The 17,057-nt window shown below is 43.7% G+C and carries 17 protein-coding genes and 1 tRNA gene; 4 read left to right on the forward strand and 14 right to left on the reverse strand.

Going from position 1 to position 17,057, the window contains the following annotated elements:
• Positions 1-72 precede the first annotated feature (72 nt).
• The 3 genes from ACH0QE_RS24565 to ACH0QE_RS24575 are packed head-to-tail and all read right to left on the reverse strand — an operon-like array spanning position 73 to position 3,239.
• Entirely contained in the window at positions 73-2,529 is a 2,457-nt protein-coding gene (locus ACH0QE_RS24565; RefSeq protein WP_311073437.1) for a heavy metal translocating P-type ATPase, read from the reverse strand.
• A gap of 1 nt (position 2,530) precedes the next feature.
• Positions 2,531-2,761: a heavy-metal-associated domain-containing protein gene (locus ACH0QE_RS24570; protein WP_311073436.1), complete on the reverse strand. Its 231-nt coding sequence runs from the start codon at positions 2,759-2,761 to the stop codon at positions 2,531-2,533.
• A gap of 19 nt (positions 2,762-2,780) precedes the next feature.
• On the reverse strand, positions 2,781-3,239 hold the full coding sequence (locus ACH0QE_RS24575) for a CopY/TcrY family copper transport repressor (RefSeq protein WP_311073434.1): 459 nt from the start codon (positions 3,237-3,239) through the stop codon (positions 2,781-2,783).
• Positions 3,240-3,996: 757 nt separating this feature from the next.
• On the opposite strand from ACH0QE_RS24575, the gene ACH0QE_RS24580 reads away from it, so the two are divergent.
• A complete protein-coding gene (locus tag ACH0QE_RS24580; RefSeq protein WP_311076229.1) occupies positions 3,997-4,521 on the forward strand; it encodes an ECF transporter S component in 525 nt (174 codons plus the stop codon).
• Between the two features lie 346 nt (positions 4,522-4,867).
• Here ACH0QE_RS24580 and ACH0QE_RS24585 read toward each other — a convergent pair whose 3' ends face one another.
• The 4 genes from ACH0QE_RS24585 to groES form a co-directional block, all read right to left on the reverse strand.
• Positions 4,868-5,572: a hypothetical protein gene (locus ACH0QE_RS24585; protein WP_311073432.1), complete on the reverse strand. Its 705-nt coding sequence runs from the start codon at positions 5,570-5,572 to the stop codon at positions 4,868-4,870.
• Positions 5,573-5,807: 235 nt separating this feature from the next.
• Positions 5,808-6,536, reverse strand: coding sequence for a VCBS repeat-containing protein (locus tag ACH0QE_RS24590; RefSeq protein WP_415803067.1), 729 nt, complete (start codon positions 6,534-6,536; stop codon positions 5,808-5,810).
• Between the two features lie 268 nt (positions 6,537-6,804).
• The gene (groL, locus tag ACH0QE_RS24595; protein WP_311073429.1) at positions 6,805-8,433 is read right to left on the reverse strand and encodes a chaperonin GroEL; all 1,629 of its coding nucleotides are present in this window, start codon (positions 8,431-8,433) and stop codon (positions 6,805-6,807) included.
• A 177-nt stretch (positions 8,434-8,610) separates the two neighbouring features.
• Entirely contained in the window at positions 8,611-8,895 is a 285-nt protein-coding gene (gene groES, locus ACH0QE_RS24600; protein ID WP_041967795.1) for a co-chaperone GroES, read from the reverse strand.
• 382 nt (positions 8,896-9,277) lie between these two features.
• Here groES and ACH0QE_RS24605 point away from each other — a divergent pair, with 382 nt between their 5' ends.
• Both ACH0QE_RS24605 and ACH0QE_RS24610 read left to right on the forward strand, forming a co-directional pair.
• A complete protein-coding gene (locus ACH0QE_RS24605; protein WP_415803068.1) occupies positions 9,278-10,009 on the forward strand; it encodes a CPBP family intramembrane glutamic endopeptidase in 732 nt (243 codons plus the stop codon).
• A gap of 3 nt (positions 10,010-10,012) precedes the next feature.
• Positions 10,013-10,213, forward strand: coding sequence for a YdiK family protein (locus ACH0QE_RS24610; RefSeq protein ID WP_213372870.1), 201 nt, complete (start codon positions 10,013-10,015; stop codon positions 10,211-10,213).
• A gap of 23 nt (positions 10,214-10,236) precedes the next feature.
• On the opposite strand, the gene ACH0QE_RS24615 is transcribed toward ACH0QE_RS24610, so the two are convergent.
• A complete protein-coding gene (locus tag ACH0QE_RS24615; RefSeq protein WP_415803069.1) occupies positions 10,237-10,902 on the reverse strand; it encodes a redox-sensing transcriptional repressor Rex in 666 nt (221 codons plus the stop codon).
• A gap of 27 nt (positions 10,903-10,929) precedes the next feature.
• Positions 10,930-11,424, reverse strand: a complete 495-nt coding sequence (gene moaC / locus ACH0QE_RS24620) for a cyclic pyranopterin monophosphate synthase MoaC (protein ID WP_415803070.1) — start codon at positions 11,422-11,424, stop codon at positions 10,930-10,932.
• Between the two features lie 179 nt (positions 11,425-11,603).
• Here moaC and ACH0QE_RS24625 point away from each other — a divergent pair, with 179 nt between their 5' ends.
• Positions 11,604-13,532 carry an ABC-F family ATP-binding cassette domain-containing protein gene (locus tag ACH0QE_RS24625; RefSeq protein WP_415803071.1) on the forward strand — a complete coding sequence of 643 codons (1,929 nt, stop codon included), beginning with the start codon at positions 11,604-11,606 and terminating at the stop codon, positions 13,530-13,532.
• A 489-nt stretch (positions 13,533-14,021) separates the two neighbouring features.
• Here the strand turns inward: ACH0QE_RS24625 and tsaD are convergent, their stop codons facing one another.
• The 5 genes from tsaD to ACH0QE_RS24650 all read right to left on the reverse strand — a co-directional run bounded on the left by tsaD (position 14,022) and on the right by ACH0QE_RS24650 (position 16,996).
• On the reverse strand, positions 14,022-15,041 hold the full coding sequence (gene tsaD, locus ACH0QE_RS24630; protein WP_415803072.1) for a tRNA (adenosine(37)-N6)-threonylcarbamoyltransferase complex transferase subunit TsaD: 1,020 nt from the start codon (positions 15,039-15,041) through the stop codon (positions 14,022-14,024).
• Positions 15,041-15,490, reverse strand: a complete 450-nt coding sequence (gene rimI, locus ACH0QE_RS24635) for a ribosomal protein S18-alanine N-acetyltransferase (protein WP_415803073.1) — start codon at positions 15,488-15,490, stop codon at positions 15,041-15,043. The genes tsaD and rimI overlap by 1 nt, the downstream gene beginning before the upstream one ends.
• Before the next feature lie 13 nt (positions 15,491-15,503).
• Entirely contained in the window at positions 15,504-16,205 is a 702-nt protein-coding gene (gene tsaB / locus ACH0QE_RS24640; RefSeq protein WP_415803074.1) for a tRNA (adenosine(37)-N6)-threonylcarbamoyltransferase complex dimerization subunit type 1 TsaB, read from the reverse strand.
• Positions 16,206-16,658: a tRNA (adenosine(37)-N6)-threonylcarbamoyltransferase complex ATPase subunit type 1 TsaE gene (gene tsaE / locus ACH0QE_RS24645; RefSeq protein WP_415803075.1), complete on the reverse strand. Its 453-nt coding sequence runs from the start codon at positions 16,656-16,658 to the stop codon at positions 16,206-16,208.
• A 262-nt stretch (positions 16,659-16,920) separates the two neighbouring features.
• Positions 16,921-16,996, reverse strand: a tRNA-Asp gene (locus ACH0QE_RS24650).
• Positions 16,997-17,057 lie beyond the last annotated feature (61 nt).

Here is a 17,057-nt window from a genome sequence, read left to right on the forward strand (position 1 = left end):
TTTAGACCTTCCGGATAAACACCGACAACAATAAGGACCTATCCTCAAGGGAAAGGTCCTCATTTTTTTCAGTTATACTCTTGAAGGCTTGAAAGCTTTTAACCTTAATGCATTCAACAATACTGATACCGAACTTAGACTCATGGCCGCTCCGGCAATCATTGGATTCAGCAATGGTCCGCCGAACAGGTAAAGGATACCCATTGCAATTGGAATCCCTACGACGTTATAGGCAAATGCCCAGAAAAGGTTTTGTTTTACGTTACGGATGGTTGCTTTGCTTAATTCTATTGCAGTCGGTACATCCATCAAATCGCTTCTCATCAGGACGATATCGGCTGACTCCATCGCGACATCTGTTCCGGAGCCAATGGCAATCCCAATGTCAGCCTGTGCAAGGGCAGGCGCGTCATTGATGCCGTCTCCGACCATTGCAACCTTCTGACCCTCATCCTGTAGCTTCTTGACTTCATTTGCTTTGTCTTCTGGCAGGACTTCGCTCAAAACGCGGTCGATTCCGACTTGTCTGGCGATTGCTTCAGCTGTGCGTTTGTTGTCGCCGGTAATCATTGCGACTTCAATCCCCATTTTATGAAGCTTTTCAACAGCCTTGAGACTGGTTTCTTTTACCGTATCAGCTACTGCGATGATTCCGGCAATTTTACCATCCCTTGCGATATACATTGGTGTTTTGCCTTCGTTAGCCAGTTGGTCAGAGGTCTGTGCCAAATCGGCGAGTTCGATTTCACGGTCATCCATTAATTTGCGGTTTCCAAGCAACAAGTTTTGACCTTGAATCATTACCTCGATTCCGTGGCCGATAATTGCATTAAATCCTTCTGTTTTTGCCAGGCTGAGACCTTTCATCTGAGCATCCCTGACGATTGCTTCGCCCAGCGGATGTTCAGAACCCTTTTCAGCGGACGCTGCAAGGATGAGAAGTTCCTCTTCTGCGATGCCATTAACCGTGACAATATCAGTCACAACAGGCTTTCCTTCAGTGATCGTACCTGTTTTATCAAACACGATGGTATCAATCTTGTGGGCAGTTTCCAGTGCCCCGCCGCTCTTTATCAGCACGCCGTTCTCGGCCCCTTTACCCGTACCTACCATAATAGCTGTTGGGGTCGCCAGACCGAGCGCACATGGGCAGGCAATGACAAGTATCGAAATCGTGATCGTAAATGCGAAGAGACCTGTCTGCCCTCCGAAGTACCAGGCAAGACCCGTAAGAATTGCAAGTACGATGACGATTGGAACAAAAATCCCCGATATGATATCCGCCATTTTCGCGATCGGCGCCTTTGATCCTTGTGCATCTTCAACCAGCTTTATGATTTGGGAAAGAGCTGTATCCTTTCCGACCTTTGTTGCTTCATAACGGACTGTCCCGGTTTTATTGATGCTGGCACCGATTATGTTAGAGCCAACTGTTTTTTCGACCGGAATGCTTTCTCCTGTCAGCATCGCTTCATCTACAGAAGTCGATCCCTCGACGACGATCCCGTCTACAGGCATCTTTTCCCCTGGTTTTACGATAACGACATCGCCAACCTGGACTTCATCGACAGAGACTTCCACTTCTTTTCCATCTTTTAAAACAATAGCTGTCTTCGGTGCGAGACCCATCAACTTCTTGATTGCTTCAGACGTTTTACCTTTTGAAAGTGCTTCGAAGTATTTACCCAGCGTAATTAACGTTAAAATAACCGCCGCTGATTCATAGTATAGGTTGCTCGCGTAGCTTACATCGCCAAGGACAATCATGACTGTCGCGAACAGACTATAGAGAAATGCCGCGCTAGTACCCAATGCAACGAGTGAATCCATGTTAGGATGCCGCTTGATCAGTGTCTTGAAGCCAACTGTGAAAAAGGGCTTCCCTAGATACATCACTGGAATTGTCAGGATTAGCTGGACAATTGCAAATGCAGCCGGATTATGCATCGGGTCAATCATCTCTGGAAGCGGCAATCCGAGCATATGGCCCATTGATACAAGCAGCAATGGGATAGTAAACACGCCGGATATCCAGAAGCGTCTCCACATTTCCTTGATATGCAATTCCTTTTTCTCTCTGTCAGCATCAGCAGAATTCTCAGCGCCAATATCCTCCTGTGCTTCATAGCCGGCATCAGCAACTGCATTCTTGATGTCAGCCACCGTAACGGCGGCCGGATCGAATTGGATAACCATTTTTTCTGTTGCCATATTTACATTTGATTCCATGACTCCATCCAGTTTCCTTGTCGCTTTCTCAACCGACTGGACGCAAGATGAACAGGTCATCCCATTAATGATGAAGGTCTTTTTTACAACATCTGTGATTGCCTTGTAACCCGCACCCTCTACAGCATCCTGGATGTCTTTTATTGTCAGCGCATTTTCATCAAAATTGACCTTTAATTTTTCAGTCGCCAGGTTAACACTTGCTTCCTGCATGCCTGGCAGCTTTTTCGCAGCCTTTTCAACAGACTGCGCACATGATGCACAGGTCATGCCTTCAATCGTCAATGTTTTTTCAGTCATCCTATATCAGCCACCTTTTGGATGTGGATTTAGATTCATATCCAGCTTCACGGACCGCCTCATTCATCTTATCTATTGTTTGTTTCGAATTATCATATTTCACTTTTGCTGTACCCTTCTTTAAATCCACCTTGGCTACTTCTACGCCAGGGAGCGATTTCAAGGACTTTTCAACCTTTCCAACACAGTGTCCGCATGTCATACCATCTATCTTCAATACAATCTTCTCCATTCTTAAACACTCCTTTAATTTAATGGCAATCCATATCAAGATTTTCTTTGCAATGGCACTGACCCGGAACGCAATTGCAGACAATCAAATCTACTGCATTCTTTTTCTTTGACTGTAAAACTTCCTCAAGCATCGCAATATCGTCATGGCTCAGTGTCGCTTCTGCAATGAGGTCGGCGATTGTTTTTCCTACCGCCGTATTGCAGATGTGATTGAATAATCCAGCCTTCAGTGATTTAAGGCTTTCCCCCTCACTGACAGCCGCAGTGTATATAAATTTTTTTCCAGACGCCTCTGTGTTCAGGGCACCTTTTTTGACAAGGCGGCCAATGAAGGTTTTCGTAGTCGCAGGCTTCCAGTCTTTCTTATCCTGAAGCACATCGATGATCTCTTTGCTGGTCGCCTTCTTGCGCGTCCAAACAACCCTCATTACTTCCCATTCAGAATCAGTAATCTCTAACTTTTCTTCCTTTAGCATGGCCAGCACCTCTTTTGTTTACAATTGTAATCGATTTGTATTTATAGTTTACAACCGTAAACGATTATTGTCAACAGCTATAATCCCAAAATATTTTTGATATATTATAAAATGGATGATACCCATTGCAGTATTAGATAAACTGTTTAAATATTGACTTGTCTAATTTGCTGCTGTATCTCTTCGAACTTAAGAAAGAGCAATAAATTCCAGTAAGAAGCTTTTTTCTATAAGCGGAAAGGCAAAAGAGTTTACGAAACAATCTCAATAAAAAGGTCTCTCGCCAGTTGTGTAAACTGAGAAGAGACCGGTGTGGCTGATTAGCAATATATAGTGTAATTTCAACGCGGCACTTTCAAGACAGAACTTGGATCAAGCTTATCTTCTTTCTTCAACAACTTCCCCTTTTCCTTTTTCGGTTATTTCCAATGACCTCTGACCTAAAGTTTTTTAACATCGAGAATGACATGACGATAAATACAAAGGTCAAGGAAAATGGGCTGACTATGATGGATGTTTGCCTGGCACTCAGCCCGCCGGATAGCATTGAGACTATTTCCGATGCCGAGAGGAAATTGCGTTATCTTACCCAAATTCCCGCAATTATGCCGTCTGAAGAGGCACTAAATTCCCAAAATTCTGTTCTGGTACCTGATATTATGTATTTATTAAGTTACCAATAAGGAGTATGATAGTAAGTAAAAAGGCTGTTTCGAAGCATACGAAAAGAGTCCTGAACAAAGAAAGAGGTAAGCAAATGAATGCAGCATACTCAACAACTAAAGAAACAACTAAAACAAAAGTTTTAGTCATCAATGCTCTTTTTATTGCATTGACCGTTGTAGCAACCATGTTCATCAACATCAGGCTCCCAATTATGGGAAATGGAGGCCTGATCCATATGGGCAACATCCCTTTATTTATTGCCGCTTTCGTTTACGGCAGGAAAACAGGCGCGATAGCTGGAGCCTTCGGAATGGGCTTGTTCGACATCATCTCCGGATGGGCATTGTGGGCGCCATTCACTTTCGTTATCGTCGGTGCGATGGGCTATGTAGCTGGATTGATGGCTGAAAAAATGCCTGGCAAGAAAGTGTATGTGTACTCTCTTGCTGTTATCGCTGCACTTGTCATTAAAATCGTCGGCTACTATTTTACCGAAGTGGTCCTATACGGAAACTGGATCCAGCCATTCGGCTCAATCCCAGGAAACGTCATGCAGGTTGTCATTGCTGGTCTGATTGTCATCCCACTTGTGGGTCGCATGAAGAAGCTTTTATAATTGTGACATAAAAATCCCCTAAGGAGTTTGCTCTTCCATAGGGGATTTTATTATGTATTCATAGATAATATGGACTTCTTTTAGAGTAGATCATATTGTCGAATTTCCAAATCATAAATTGTAGATATTTCTCGGGAAATTGTTGAATTTTGAAGGTGGGGTGGTGCCTGACTTTTCTCTCCGGAGGCAGTTTGAAAGGATTTTGGATTGTGTATCGTCAGGCGATATACAATAAAACCTTCTAAAACGCGGCACGAACACCCTTAGCAGTGCTCGTATTCATATTCATACCGGCCAGCAAGATCACTCTAAATGCTTTAATAGCATACAAGGTCTTGCATGTACCTTATTTCCGGAATAACGCTGATAGCCATCCCCATTTTCTATTCTTGATTTCCTCTTCAAGACGTTTGTTAAAATCACTCTGGGAGTTCCACTCATTCTTTTGCTCTTCCCGCATTTTCTGAATCTCTTTTTGCAGGAGTTCACTTCTCTCTCTTTCTTGCTGCAGCAAGTCTTCGTATTGGGCATTTTGCTGTTCAAGTAATCTTTCAATTTTCGCATTTGTTCTTTGTGCTGAATTACCGATACTGGAACTAATCACATGATGATCCTGCTGAAGCTGGGCAACACTTGTCTTCATCTGCGCCATATCGTTTTTTAGCTGAATATTCATTTCACGCGCGGCTGCCAGTTCATTGACCACAAAAAGCAATGCCTCTTTTAATTGGTCTGGGTCCTGCGGTAAGTTATTCCTATATGTATCGTTGATTGCAACCTCTGTACTGCCCGACCCATCCAGCCTCTCCTTTTGCTCGGCAACAAGATCTTTTGCTGTATCGTCCAAAGGCTTGTCCGTATCGCGCAGCGCTATAAGCGCATTAATATCGGATTGGACAAAAATCCTCCGGTCGCCATCCTTTAAAAACTCATACCCATTACGTTCCAGGATTTGGCCGTACTTTCGAACTGTAGGGGTTGCAATCCCAACAGCTTCTGCCACTTCTTTTGTTGAGAATGCCTGTTCGTTCGGTTGTATATCGTGTCGCATATCGCACCTCCTATCTCCAATATGACGAGTTTCAACAATATTTGCAAGAGTCATATCGTCTATATTTCTTATTCTAGCAGAATTGGCGATATTCGACATATCGGTTTGAAAGCATTTTTCTGGAAAAATAGATTGCCCAGCATTGACTGAAGTGGATACTGGGCTTTTTCAAGCGATATACAGAAGGTTCAGAAGCTACCCCAATAAAATCTCCGATACTGGTTCCACCGCAGTTTTATTCAGCTTGAAAACCAAAAATAGCTAAATCCTGAAAATCCAATACGAACATGGAGCCATTCCATTTTAATCTATTCTGTATAAAGCCCAATGAATCTGCGTGGTATCTTCCTGCAATTTTCTGATAGACCAGTAGTTCATATATTTTGTTTGAATCAAAGTCGATTGGATATAAACCGCTTATCGGATCCACCCATCCGGTGACAGCTGACTTAAGCTTCCCGTTTGTATCGTATATCTCATTCAAATATTCTGGCTCTCTCAGGGTCAAATCTATAAGATATTTGGTATTATTTATGCTGCTGAACACTTCAACCTTGTAGTCATTTTTATAGGTAACTTCATATTGGTACATCTGGTTATAGACATCCGAGTCGAATAACAAGCGCAGATTGTTATGAACGAATGTATAAACATAATTGTAAGTTGTCCCCCCGCTTCCCCCTGTTGGTATCGTAATCAAGATATCCCTTACTCCATCTCCGGTAAGATCACCCAGAAACAAAGTCGGATTATAACCCATATTTTCATTAAGAGGAACCTGTGTGAGGATTCCTGTCACTCCGTCCTGGATGACAAGCGTCAAGTTTTTAATGATCGCAACATCAGATTCTTTGGTGCCAGTAACATACACTCTGTCTGGGATCTTGTCACCATTCACATCTCCCCTTGCAAAAGCTACGACAGTTGTACTCCTGGCATTTGGATTATAATAATAATTTTGCATAACCTGCTCCCTTTATTGATTTGGTTTTATGCAATACCATATTCGAAAAATTATACGTTGGTACATTTATCAGATTATACAAGCATAATTGAATTTCAGGGATTGCTTAGGCAGGCACCTAATCCTTCTTTGAATATAATCTATAATGGGAGGAGTGTCAGCTATGCCATGGTTGCAATAAGCACAACAAAAAAGAAGCTCCCCGTAAGTAACTTACGGGAAGCTTCCCTTTGCTTTCACCTTTGATAGAAAAAGGGTTAAGCGTGGATTACATCATGCCGCCCATGCCGCCCATGCCGCTCATGTCAGGCATGCCAGCACCAGCTGGTTCTGGGATGTCAGCAACTACTGCTTCAGTAGTCAGGAACATTGCAGATACGGATGCTGCGTTTTGAAGTGCAGAGCGTGTAACCTTAGTTGGGTCAACGATACCAGCTTCGATCATGTTTACCCACTCGCCAGTTGCTGCGTTGAAGCCTGTGCCGACTTCTTCGCGCTTCAGGCGCTCAACGATAACTGATCCTTCAAGGCCAGCGTTGTGTGCGATTTGGCGAACTGGTTCTTCCATAGCGCGAAGGACGATGTTTACGCCAGTAGCTTCGTCGCCTTCAGCCTGGATTCCAGCAACTTTGTTGTATACGTTAAGAAGCGCTACGCCACCGCCTGATACGATACCTTCTTCAACTGCAGCGCGAGTTGAGTTAAGGGCATCTTCAATGCGAAGCTTGCGTTCTTTCAATTCAGTTTCAGTAGCAGCACCAACTTTGATGACTGCAACGCCGCCAGCTAGCTTAGCAAGACGCTCTTGCAGCTTTTCACGGTCGAATTCAGAAGTTGTTTCTTCCATTTGAACGCGGATCTGGTTTACGCGGCTTTCAATTGCAGCGCTGTCTCCAGCACCTTCAACGATTGTTGTGTTTTCTTTAGTAACCACAACTTTAGAAGCGCGTCCAAGAGATGTGATTGTAGCAGACTTAAGGTCGCGTCCAAGCTCTTCAGTGATTACTTCACCGCCAGTCAATGCAGCGATGTCTTCAAGCATAGCCTTACGGCGGTCACCGAAGCCAGGAGCCTTGACAGCTACTGCGTTGAATGTTCCGCGAAGCTTGTTGACTACCAATGTAGCAAGTGCTTCACCTTCAACATCTTCAGCAACAAGCAATAATGGCTTGCCTTGCTGTACAACCTGCTCAAGGACAGGAAGGATTTCCTGGATGCTGCCAATCTTCTTGTCAGTGATCAGGATATATGGATTTTCAAGAACTGCTTCCATCTTATCAGAATCAGTTACCATGTAAGGAGATGCATATCCACGGTCGAACTGCATACCTTCAACAACATCCAATTCTGTAGTGAAGCCTTTAGATTCTTCGATTGTGATAACGCCGTCGTTGCCCACGCGCTCCATTGCTTCAGCAATCAATTGGCCGACTTCTTCGTCAGCAGAAGAGATTGCCGCAACTTGTGCGATAGAAGCTTTGCCTTCGATTGGCTTAGAGATAGCCTTAAGCTCTTCAACAGCTGTAATAACAGCCTTTTCCATACCTTTGCGGATGCCCATTGGGTTAGCGCCGGCAGTTACGTTCTTAAGACCTTCACGGATCATTGCTTGAGCAAGAACTGTTGCAGTAGTCGTACCGTCACCAGCAACGTCGTTCGTCTTGCTTGCTACTTCAGCAACAAGCTTAGCACCCATGTTTTCGAATGCATCTTCAAGTTCGATTTCTTTTGCGATTGTTACACCATCGTTAGTGATAAGAGGTGAACCGAATTTCTTCTCTAGAACCACGTTGCGTCCTTTTGGTCCAAGAGTTACTTTTACTGCATTTGCAAGAGAATCTACCCCGCGAAGCATCGCGCGGCGTGCTTCTTCACTGAACTTAATTTCTTTTGCCATTGTAGAAAGACCTCCTCAGAATTTTGTTTTATATGTTAACCCACTAAACTTTTGTTAGTGTCTAGCTCCAGCGCCTAGTCCCTCGAGTCGCTTCGGTCTGTCCAGTGAAGTCAAAGAACGACTTCAATGGACAGCCCTCCAGCGCTTGTCGGGCCTGACCAAGGCGCTTCCGCTTTTCTATTCCACTACTGCTAGAATGTCGTTTTCGCGTAGGATCAGGTACTCAGTTCCCTGGTACTTCACTTCTGTGCCTGCGTATTTTGAGAAGATAATGCGGTTTCCGACTTCAACTTCAAGAGCAACACGCTCGCCGTTCTCTAGAACACGGCCGGTTCCAACAGCTACGACTTTACCTTCTTGAGGTTTTTCTTTCGCTGTGTCGGGTAAAACGATACCGCTTGCAGTTTTTTCTTCAGACTCAACAAGCTCGATAATAATGCGATCTCCTAGTGGCTTGATCAAGTGAAACAACCTCCTCAAATTATATGTAGATTATTTTTTATTAGCACTCGCCTCAATAGAGTGCTAACACAATTTATATAATAATGAATCTCTATTTTTTTTGCAAGCGTGAAGCCTAAATTTTTTTATAAAATTTAGCAGAAGAATCTACCTCTTTTCCTTCGACAGCAAGTACTATTTTTCGCGATTTTGCCAGCAGCCTGACTAAAAAAAACCACCTTAAAGAGTATGCCGGTTCACAGGAATTTTAACCAAAACATTCTTGAGACACCCTGATATTTGAACTTTCCCGATGATTACTAGTAAAATGGATAGATAGCATTCTTATAATAGCTTTTATGGCATACACATAGACCGATCCGAATAGAAGGAGATTATCATATTGAAAAAAGAATACTGGTACATCATTATTGCCTATATTGTCATGCAGCTTTCAAGCCTGATCGGCATCCCAATTGTTGCCTTTATTGGAGCCGCAATGGGAAAAAGCCTTAAGGAAATGGAGACGCTCTCGATTCCATACTGGCTCGTGATCAGCTTTTCACTCACACTTGTGATCGTGCTTCTGTTTCTAAGGAAAGAACGCAGGACAGAGACTGACCTGCGTGATGCTTCATCACCGGCAAGCTCTGCTGCCTGGGCTTTCGCAGGTGTATTCCTTGCTCTGTTCGCCCAATCAATCGCGGCTAGCATCGAAAACATGCTTGGTATTGAAATGGGCTCGGAGAATACACAGGAAATCATTAAACTGATTGAAATGTTCCCAGTTGTCATTTTGGTCAGCTCAATTATCGGCCCTATATTAGAGGAAATCGTCTTCCGAAAAATCATATTCGGCAGCCTGCATAAAAAAATGAATTTCTTCTTCTCCGCGCTGACCAGCTCCGTCATTTTCGCACTGGCACATATGGAACCGGAGCATGTGATCCTATACTCAGCAATGGGCTTCACCTTTGCTTTCCTTTATGTAAAAACAAAGCGGATCATCGTGCCGATCATCGCCCACGTTACAATGAATACAATGGTTGTCCTGCTTCAATCGGTATTTAGGGAAGACATTGAGAGAATGATAAAAGAAGCAGAGAAAATTCAAAGCTTTATTGGGGGATTTTAAGTTATGAAGCAATCGCCTTTATTTTCAGGCATTGTCTACATCTTGTTAGGCAGCTTATTCACCTATTTCGCCATCCAGAATGTCAACGAGACAGGCTGGGGATTCTTTAGCTATTTGCTTGTAGCCCTTGCCACCTTTGACTTCGGCTCCGGCATCAGGATGATTATGTTCCATTTCAAACTGAAGAATATACAGAAAAAATAGCTCCTTCACGAAGGAGCTATTTTTTATTCCACCGATTCAGTTGTTTCAGTATCTGTTGGGTAATGCTTTAAGAAATAGATCAATGATTGCAATTCAACCGCCAAATCAATATGATGGATCCTGATGGACGACGGCACATTCAGCCTCGCTGGTGTGAAGTTCAGGATTCCCTTGATATTTGCCTGTACCAACCGGTCTGTTATCGGCTGTGCGACAGCAGACGGGACCGTCAGGATTGCAACCTGGATGCCCTCCTCTACAACAACCTTGTCGAGGTCATCCATATGGTACACCGCTACGTCACCAATCTTCGAGCCCACTTTTCCCGGATCTACGTCAAAGGCAATCTCGATTTTCGTATTATTGTTCTTGGAAAAATTATAATTCAGAAACGCTGTTCCCAGATTGCCGACTCCAATCAAGGCAACCTTCGTCAATTCATCCTGATCCAGTGTCTTTCGGAAAAAGGTCAGCAGGTAATTGACATTGTAGCCGTATCCCTTTTTACCCAAAGCCCCAAAGTAGGAAAAATCCCTGCGGATTGTCGCTGAATCCACTTTTACCGCTTCACTTAATTCCGCTGATGATACCCTTTGCTTGCCTGAAGAATGCAAGTTCAATAAGAACCGGTAATACAGCGGCAAACGTTTTGCGGTTGCCTGCGGAATCTTCATAGCATCATTCGTCATTCTCCATCCTCCACCCTGTCCGTATTTCTATCTCAACTTTTCTTCTCTCTTGAAATCACCGTTTTTACCGCCGGTTTTTTCGACCAGATAAGTCGTTCCAATTATCATGCCCTTATCGACGGCCTTGCACATATCATAGACAGTCAGCGCACATGCTGAAGCTGCTGTTAACGCTTCCATTTCCACACCTGTATTCCCTTTTGTTTTGACAGCTGCGGCGATATTTAAAATATAGTCATTACCATTTTGCTCCCAATCGAATGAAAGGTCAATCCCTGTCAAAGGAATCGGGTGGCACATCGGGATGATTTCAGACGTCTTTTTTGCCGCCATGATGCCTGCTACCTGCGCGACAGCGAGTACATCCCCTTTTTTCATTTTATTTTCAGTGATTCTCACATATATATCTTCATTCACGGTTATGCTTGAATGGGCGACTGCCGTACGGACCGTCTCCGGTTTGTCACTGACATCGACCATTTTCGCTCTTCCCTCTTCGTTAAAATGAGTAAATTCTGCCATATGTAAGCTCCTTTCTATCAAATGATACACTATTTTGTCAAACTTGTGTGTGAACTTTGTTTCAGTGTTCACAATACAAAGCGAAATTTCCAATACCATATAACCTATAGCAGTTCGCACATATTGCCGTGCCTATATTATTGAGTTACACTATCTCTAAGGCAATAGAGGTGAAAAATATGATTTTATTACAGGTTAATCAGCTATCAAAATATTTTGCTGCTGATCTTATTTTATCGAATATAAAGTTTGAAATACAGACCAACGACCGTGTTGCGCTTGTCGGAAGGAACGGAGCAGGAAAATCAACCCTGCTGAAGATCATTGCCGGGTATGAATCCCATGATGGCGGTGAAATCATCCGCCCAAAAGGGACCATGATTGGCTATCTTGCCCAGAATACCGGGCTGGAATCCGAAAAGAGCATCTGGGATGAAATGCTGGCTGTTTTTGACCATCTGCACAGCATGGAAAAAGACTTGCGCAGATTGGAAGAAAAAATGTCGGATCCTGACATACTATCCAACCAGACAGAATACGACAGGGTTTTGAAAGATTATGACCTGCTGCAGGTGCAGTTCAAGGAAAAAGGCGGCTACCAGTATGAAGCCGATATTCGTTCCGTCCTTCACGGCCTGAACTTCCATTCTTTTGATTATTCCACAAAAATCTCCACTTTAAGCGGAGGACAGAAAACTAGACTCGCACTGGCGAAACTATTACTGACCCGTCCGGATATTTTGATTCTGGATGAACCGACCAACCACCTGGATATTGATACGCTATCCTGGCTGGAGCAATATTTGCAGGGCTATAACGGGGCAATCCTGATTGTATCCCACGACCGGTACTTCCTTGATAAGGTCGTCAATCAGGTTTATGAAATTTCCCGACATCAGCTGACGAAGTTTCCTGGCAATTACAGTTCGTATTTAGATCAGAAAGCTGCGAATTACGAACGCGACATGAAAATGTATGAGAAACAGCAGGATGAGATCTCCAAGCTCCAGGATTTTATCCAGCGGAACCTGGCCAGGGCATCCACAACCAAGCGTGCCCAAAGCCGTCGGAAACAGCTTGAAAAAATCGACCGGATGGACAGGCCCAAGGGCGATGAAAAATCTGCCTCATTCAGCTTCCAAATCGAACGACAAAGCGGGAACGATGTCATGAAGGTGGATGCGCTGTCTGTCGGTTATCACAAAGACACCGTATCTGAAAATATTTCTTTCAATCTTTCACGTGGAGACAGCACGGCACTGGTTGGACCGAACGGCGTTGGAAAATCGACTTTACTAAAAACAATCGTGGAGAAACTCCCATCGATTAGAGGGAATATACAATACGGATCTAATGTCTCGATTGGCTACTATGATCAGGAACAGGCTGAACTTAGCTCGAATAAAAAGGTTTTGAACGAACTATGGGATGAATACCCTTTGAAGTCCGAAAAAGAGATCCGGACCGTACTGGGGAACTTCCTATTCTCAGGTGACGATGTCCTAAAAATCGTTTCCACCCTGAGCGGTGGCGAAAAAGCACGTTTGGCACTGGCCAAGCTGATGCTGCAGAACTCGAATTTCTTGATTCTGGACGAGCCGACAAACCACCTTGATCTCGACAGCAAGGAAGTACTTGAAAATGCACTGATTGATTATCCAGGCACCATCCTGTTCGTCTCACATGACCGTTATTTTATCAACAGGATCGCCACAAAAGTCCTCGAACTGGATCGGGGCGGTGCTACGGAATACCTTGGTGATTACGATTACTATGTCGAGAAAAAGCTTGAGCAGGAAGAACTGAGAGCCATGGCAGAACAGGCCGCCCAAGCATCAGGTAGCGCTGTGGATAACTCAAAGCAGGACAAGAACTCGTACCAGCAGGATAAGGAAGCTAAAAAACTCGAACGCCAGCGCAAACGCCGCATGGAAGAAGTTGAAGCTAGAATTGAACAGCTAGAGCTGGAAGTCGCTGAATATGAAGAATTGCTTTGTGACCCTGAAGTCTTCCAGGATCACGAAAAAGCAGGAGAAATCAATAGCAAAATTGAAGCCGCTAAAGAAACACTCGATGAATTGATGGAAGAGTGGACAGAACTGGCTTAATAAGTGAAATACCGGACATGAATGTGTCCGGTATTTTATTTATTGAATGTCCGGTTATCATTCATTGTTCATTTTCGTGTAGGTATGAGAAATTATAAGCGGAGGATTTCCGGTTATTGTATTCAAAAGACAATTTTCAAGCAGATATAGGCGGAGATATTCCGATTAACTACAAAAAATAAGACAAAATCAAGCGATTTGGATTAATCACTGTGAAATCAACATGCAACCTAATATGACATAAACAACATTTTTCCGACAATATCCTATTGAAACTGCAAATAATCCACAAAAAAGCCCCGATTTAAAAACCGGGACTTTTTGTTCACATAGTTATTCACATAGTAAAGACTGATTTATAGCTTATCCAGAGAGTTTTCCACATTATCCACAAAAACTACGGATTTTATCCACATTATACACAGAATCACCTTAGAAACACCAACATATCCACAGAAGAGTCTGATAACAATTTTCTCACTTGCGACTTTAGTTGTGGATAGTTATCTCCAGACCTGGATTTCCGTTCAAAGTTAAATCGGCTCGCTGGCCTTTTTCATACATAACACTTCCTGCAGCAGCAATCATTGCAGCATTATCTGTGCATAGATACAAGGGAGGAATTACAATTTCCACATCCGACTCTGCAAATTCTGTGGATAGTTTTTCTCTCAATCCCTTATTCGCTGCAACTCCTCCAGCAAGAAGAACCTGTTTTACTCCGTACTCCTTAACTGCCTTCTGCGTTTTCGTGACAAGTACATCTATCACACTTTCCTGGAAGCTGGCTGCAAGGTCTTCAGGTGCTATTTCCTCGCCTCGCTGCTGTGCGTTATGCACAACATTGATTACAGCTGACTTTAATCCACTGAAGCTGAAATCATAGGAGCCTTCCTCCAACCATGCACGGGGCAGATCGATCGTTGCCTTTCCTTCATGGGCAAGCCTATCTATATGCGGACCGCCCGGATATGGAAGATGCAAAGTCCTTGCCACCTTGTCATATGCTTCCCCTGCTGCATCATCCCTTGTCTCGCCAATCACCTCGAAATGACCGTGTTCTTTCATATATACGAGCTCAGTATGTCCGCCAGATACGACTAGTGAGAGCAGCGGAAAGTTCATTTCAGCAACCAGACGGTTCGCATAGATATGGCCAGCGATATGATGGACACCAACTAGTGGAATACCATTCGCAAACGCCAAAGCCTTTGCAGCGTTCACTCCAATCAATAGGGCGCCAACCAGGCCAGGGCCTTCGGTCACCGCAATGGCATCCAAATCCTTAATATCCACATTAGCCTGAGCCAATGCTTCCTCCAGCACAAGCGTCACCTGTTCAACATGATGCCTGGATGCAATTTCAGGTACAACTCCGCCGAACCGCTTATGGCTCTCAATCTGAGAAGCAACGACATTAGCGAGGATTTCTCGTCCATTTTTTACGATCGCGACTGCCGTCTCATCACAGCTTGTCTCTATTCCCAATATTAATTGGTCTTTTGTCATTATAAATTCACCCACATTACTATAGCGTCTTCCATATTGTCAGTATAATATTGTTTCCTGATAGCGCCTTCTTCGAATCCAAACTTACGGTACAAATTTTGAGCCCTCATATTGCTGACTCTGACTTCGAGAGTCATCCTTATTGCGCCGATTTCGCGAGCAAGCTCCATTACCTTTGCCATAAGAGCCTCGCCCAGCTTCAGTCCCCTGTATTCCGGGAGCAAGGCAATATTGGTTATATGTGCTTCATCAACGATAATCCACACTCCACAATAGCCAACTACCTTTTGATCTACTTCCACAATCAGATACTGCGCAAACTGATTCTTCGTCAACTCATTGAAAAAAGCTTCCCTGCTCCATGGTATGGTAAAGGAATTAACCTCTACCTCCATCACTTCATCCAGATCATCTACCGTCATATGCCGGAACGTTATTGTTTTATTCATCTTCTCTTCCCACTTAATTTTTAGTCTCTTGCGCTTTCAGCCAGTTAGCCTCTGCTTCCGCCAGGCGGATATAATTAGGAACGAATGTATGAAGATCCACACCTTCTTTATCCCGTCCCAATAATGCAAGCTCTGCAGGTCTTGGGTTCAGCTCAGTGACAGCTGCAAAAACTGCCTTATCACCAAGCTCCTCCTTAATGACCTCTTCATGGAGTTTCAAATCATTGCTCGTGAACAAAATCCTGCTGTCCAATTCATTCAATGTTTTTACCCAATCAGTTGACATTACAAGCTGATCCTTTTTTACCGTCTGCAGCTTTTGATCTTCAAACTTATATAAACTTGTATAAATCTGTCCTCTCCTTGCATCAAAGAAAGGAGAAACATACCCGTCAAAATACCGGCCGGCAGAAGCTGCTGCCACTTCAAGGCTTGATACTCCTGATATCGGGATCTTTAATGACCAGGCCATGGTCTTCGCAATCGTCACGCCGATACGCACACCTGTGTACGATCCAGGTCCTTCAGCGACCACAATTTTCGATAAATCCGCTGGGTTAATGCTGCACTCTTCCATCAATGTCTGGATTGCCGGCATGACCCTTACTGAATGATTCTTTTTTATATTGGAAATATACTCGCCCATGACTGTCTCACCATCAAGCAAACCAATACCCAAAACATAATTGGACGTATCAATTGATAATACCTTCATTTAAAATATCTCCTTACACAATTCTTCATACCGATTGCCCTTTGGTTCAGCAACGATTCTTCTAGCTCCATTTTCATCTAGAAATAATTGAATAAGCAAAAGCTCTTCCGGCAGCTGGGCTTCAATCAAATGAGCCCACTCCACAACCGTCACACCATTACCTTCAAAGTATTCTTCAAAACCAAGATCTTCAAACGCATCCTCGACACGATAAACATCCATATGATATAGAGGGAGACGTCCCTGGTATTCCTTGATGATCGTAAATGTCGGGCTGTTCACATTCCTCGTGATTCCCAAACCTTCGGCAAGGCCTTTTGTAAAAGTCGTCTTTCCTGCACCTAAATCCCCTTCAAGCGCAATGACATCTCCTGCTTGAAGTAGACCAGCCAGCCTCTTAGCAAAATCCATTGTGTCTTCCGGCTGCTTTGAAATGTATTGATAAGTCGCCATATATATCACCTAACTAATAATCAAATTTATAATGAAAAGCGGAAGTGGCCCATTCACCCCTAAAAGCGATGAAGCTAGACACAAAAGGGTTACACTTCCTTTAAAAGATAAAAAAACCTTAGGATGTCTCCTAAGGATGACGATTCTATATGTAGTTTACACGATTTATCCAGGACGGGCAAAAAAACCAATCAATTTTCCTTTTCAGGCAAAAAAAAAACGAAACCCTGTTTCGTCCTGTTAATCTATCATTCTATAAAAATGGCGGTCCCGACCGGGATCGAACCGGCGATCTCCTGCGTGACAGGCAGGCATGTTAACCGCTACACCACGGGACCATTATGTAGAAAAGATGAATTATTGCGGGGGCAGGATTTGAACCTGCGACCTTCGGGTTAT

The organism is Mesobacillus sp., assembly GCF_047739415.1.
Taxonomy (GTDB): Bacteria; Bacillota; Bacilli; order Bacillales; family Cytobacillaceae; genus Mesobacillus.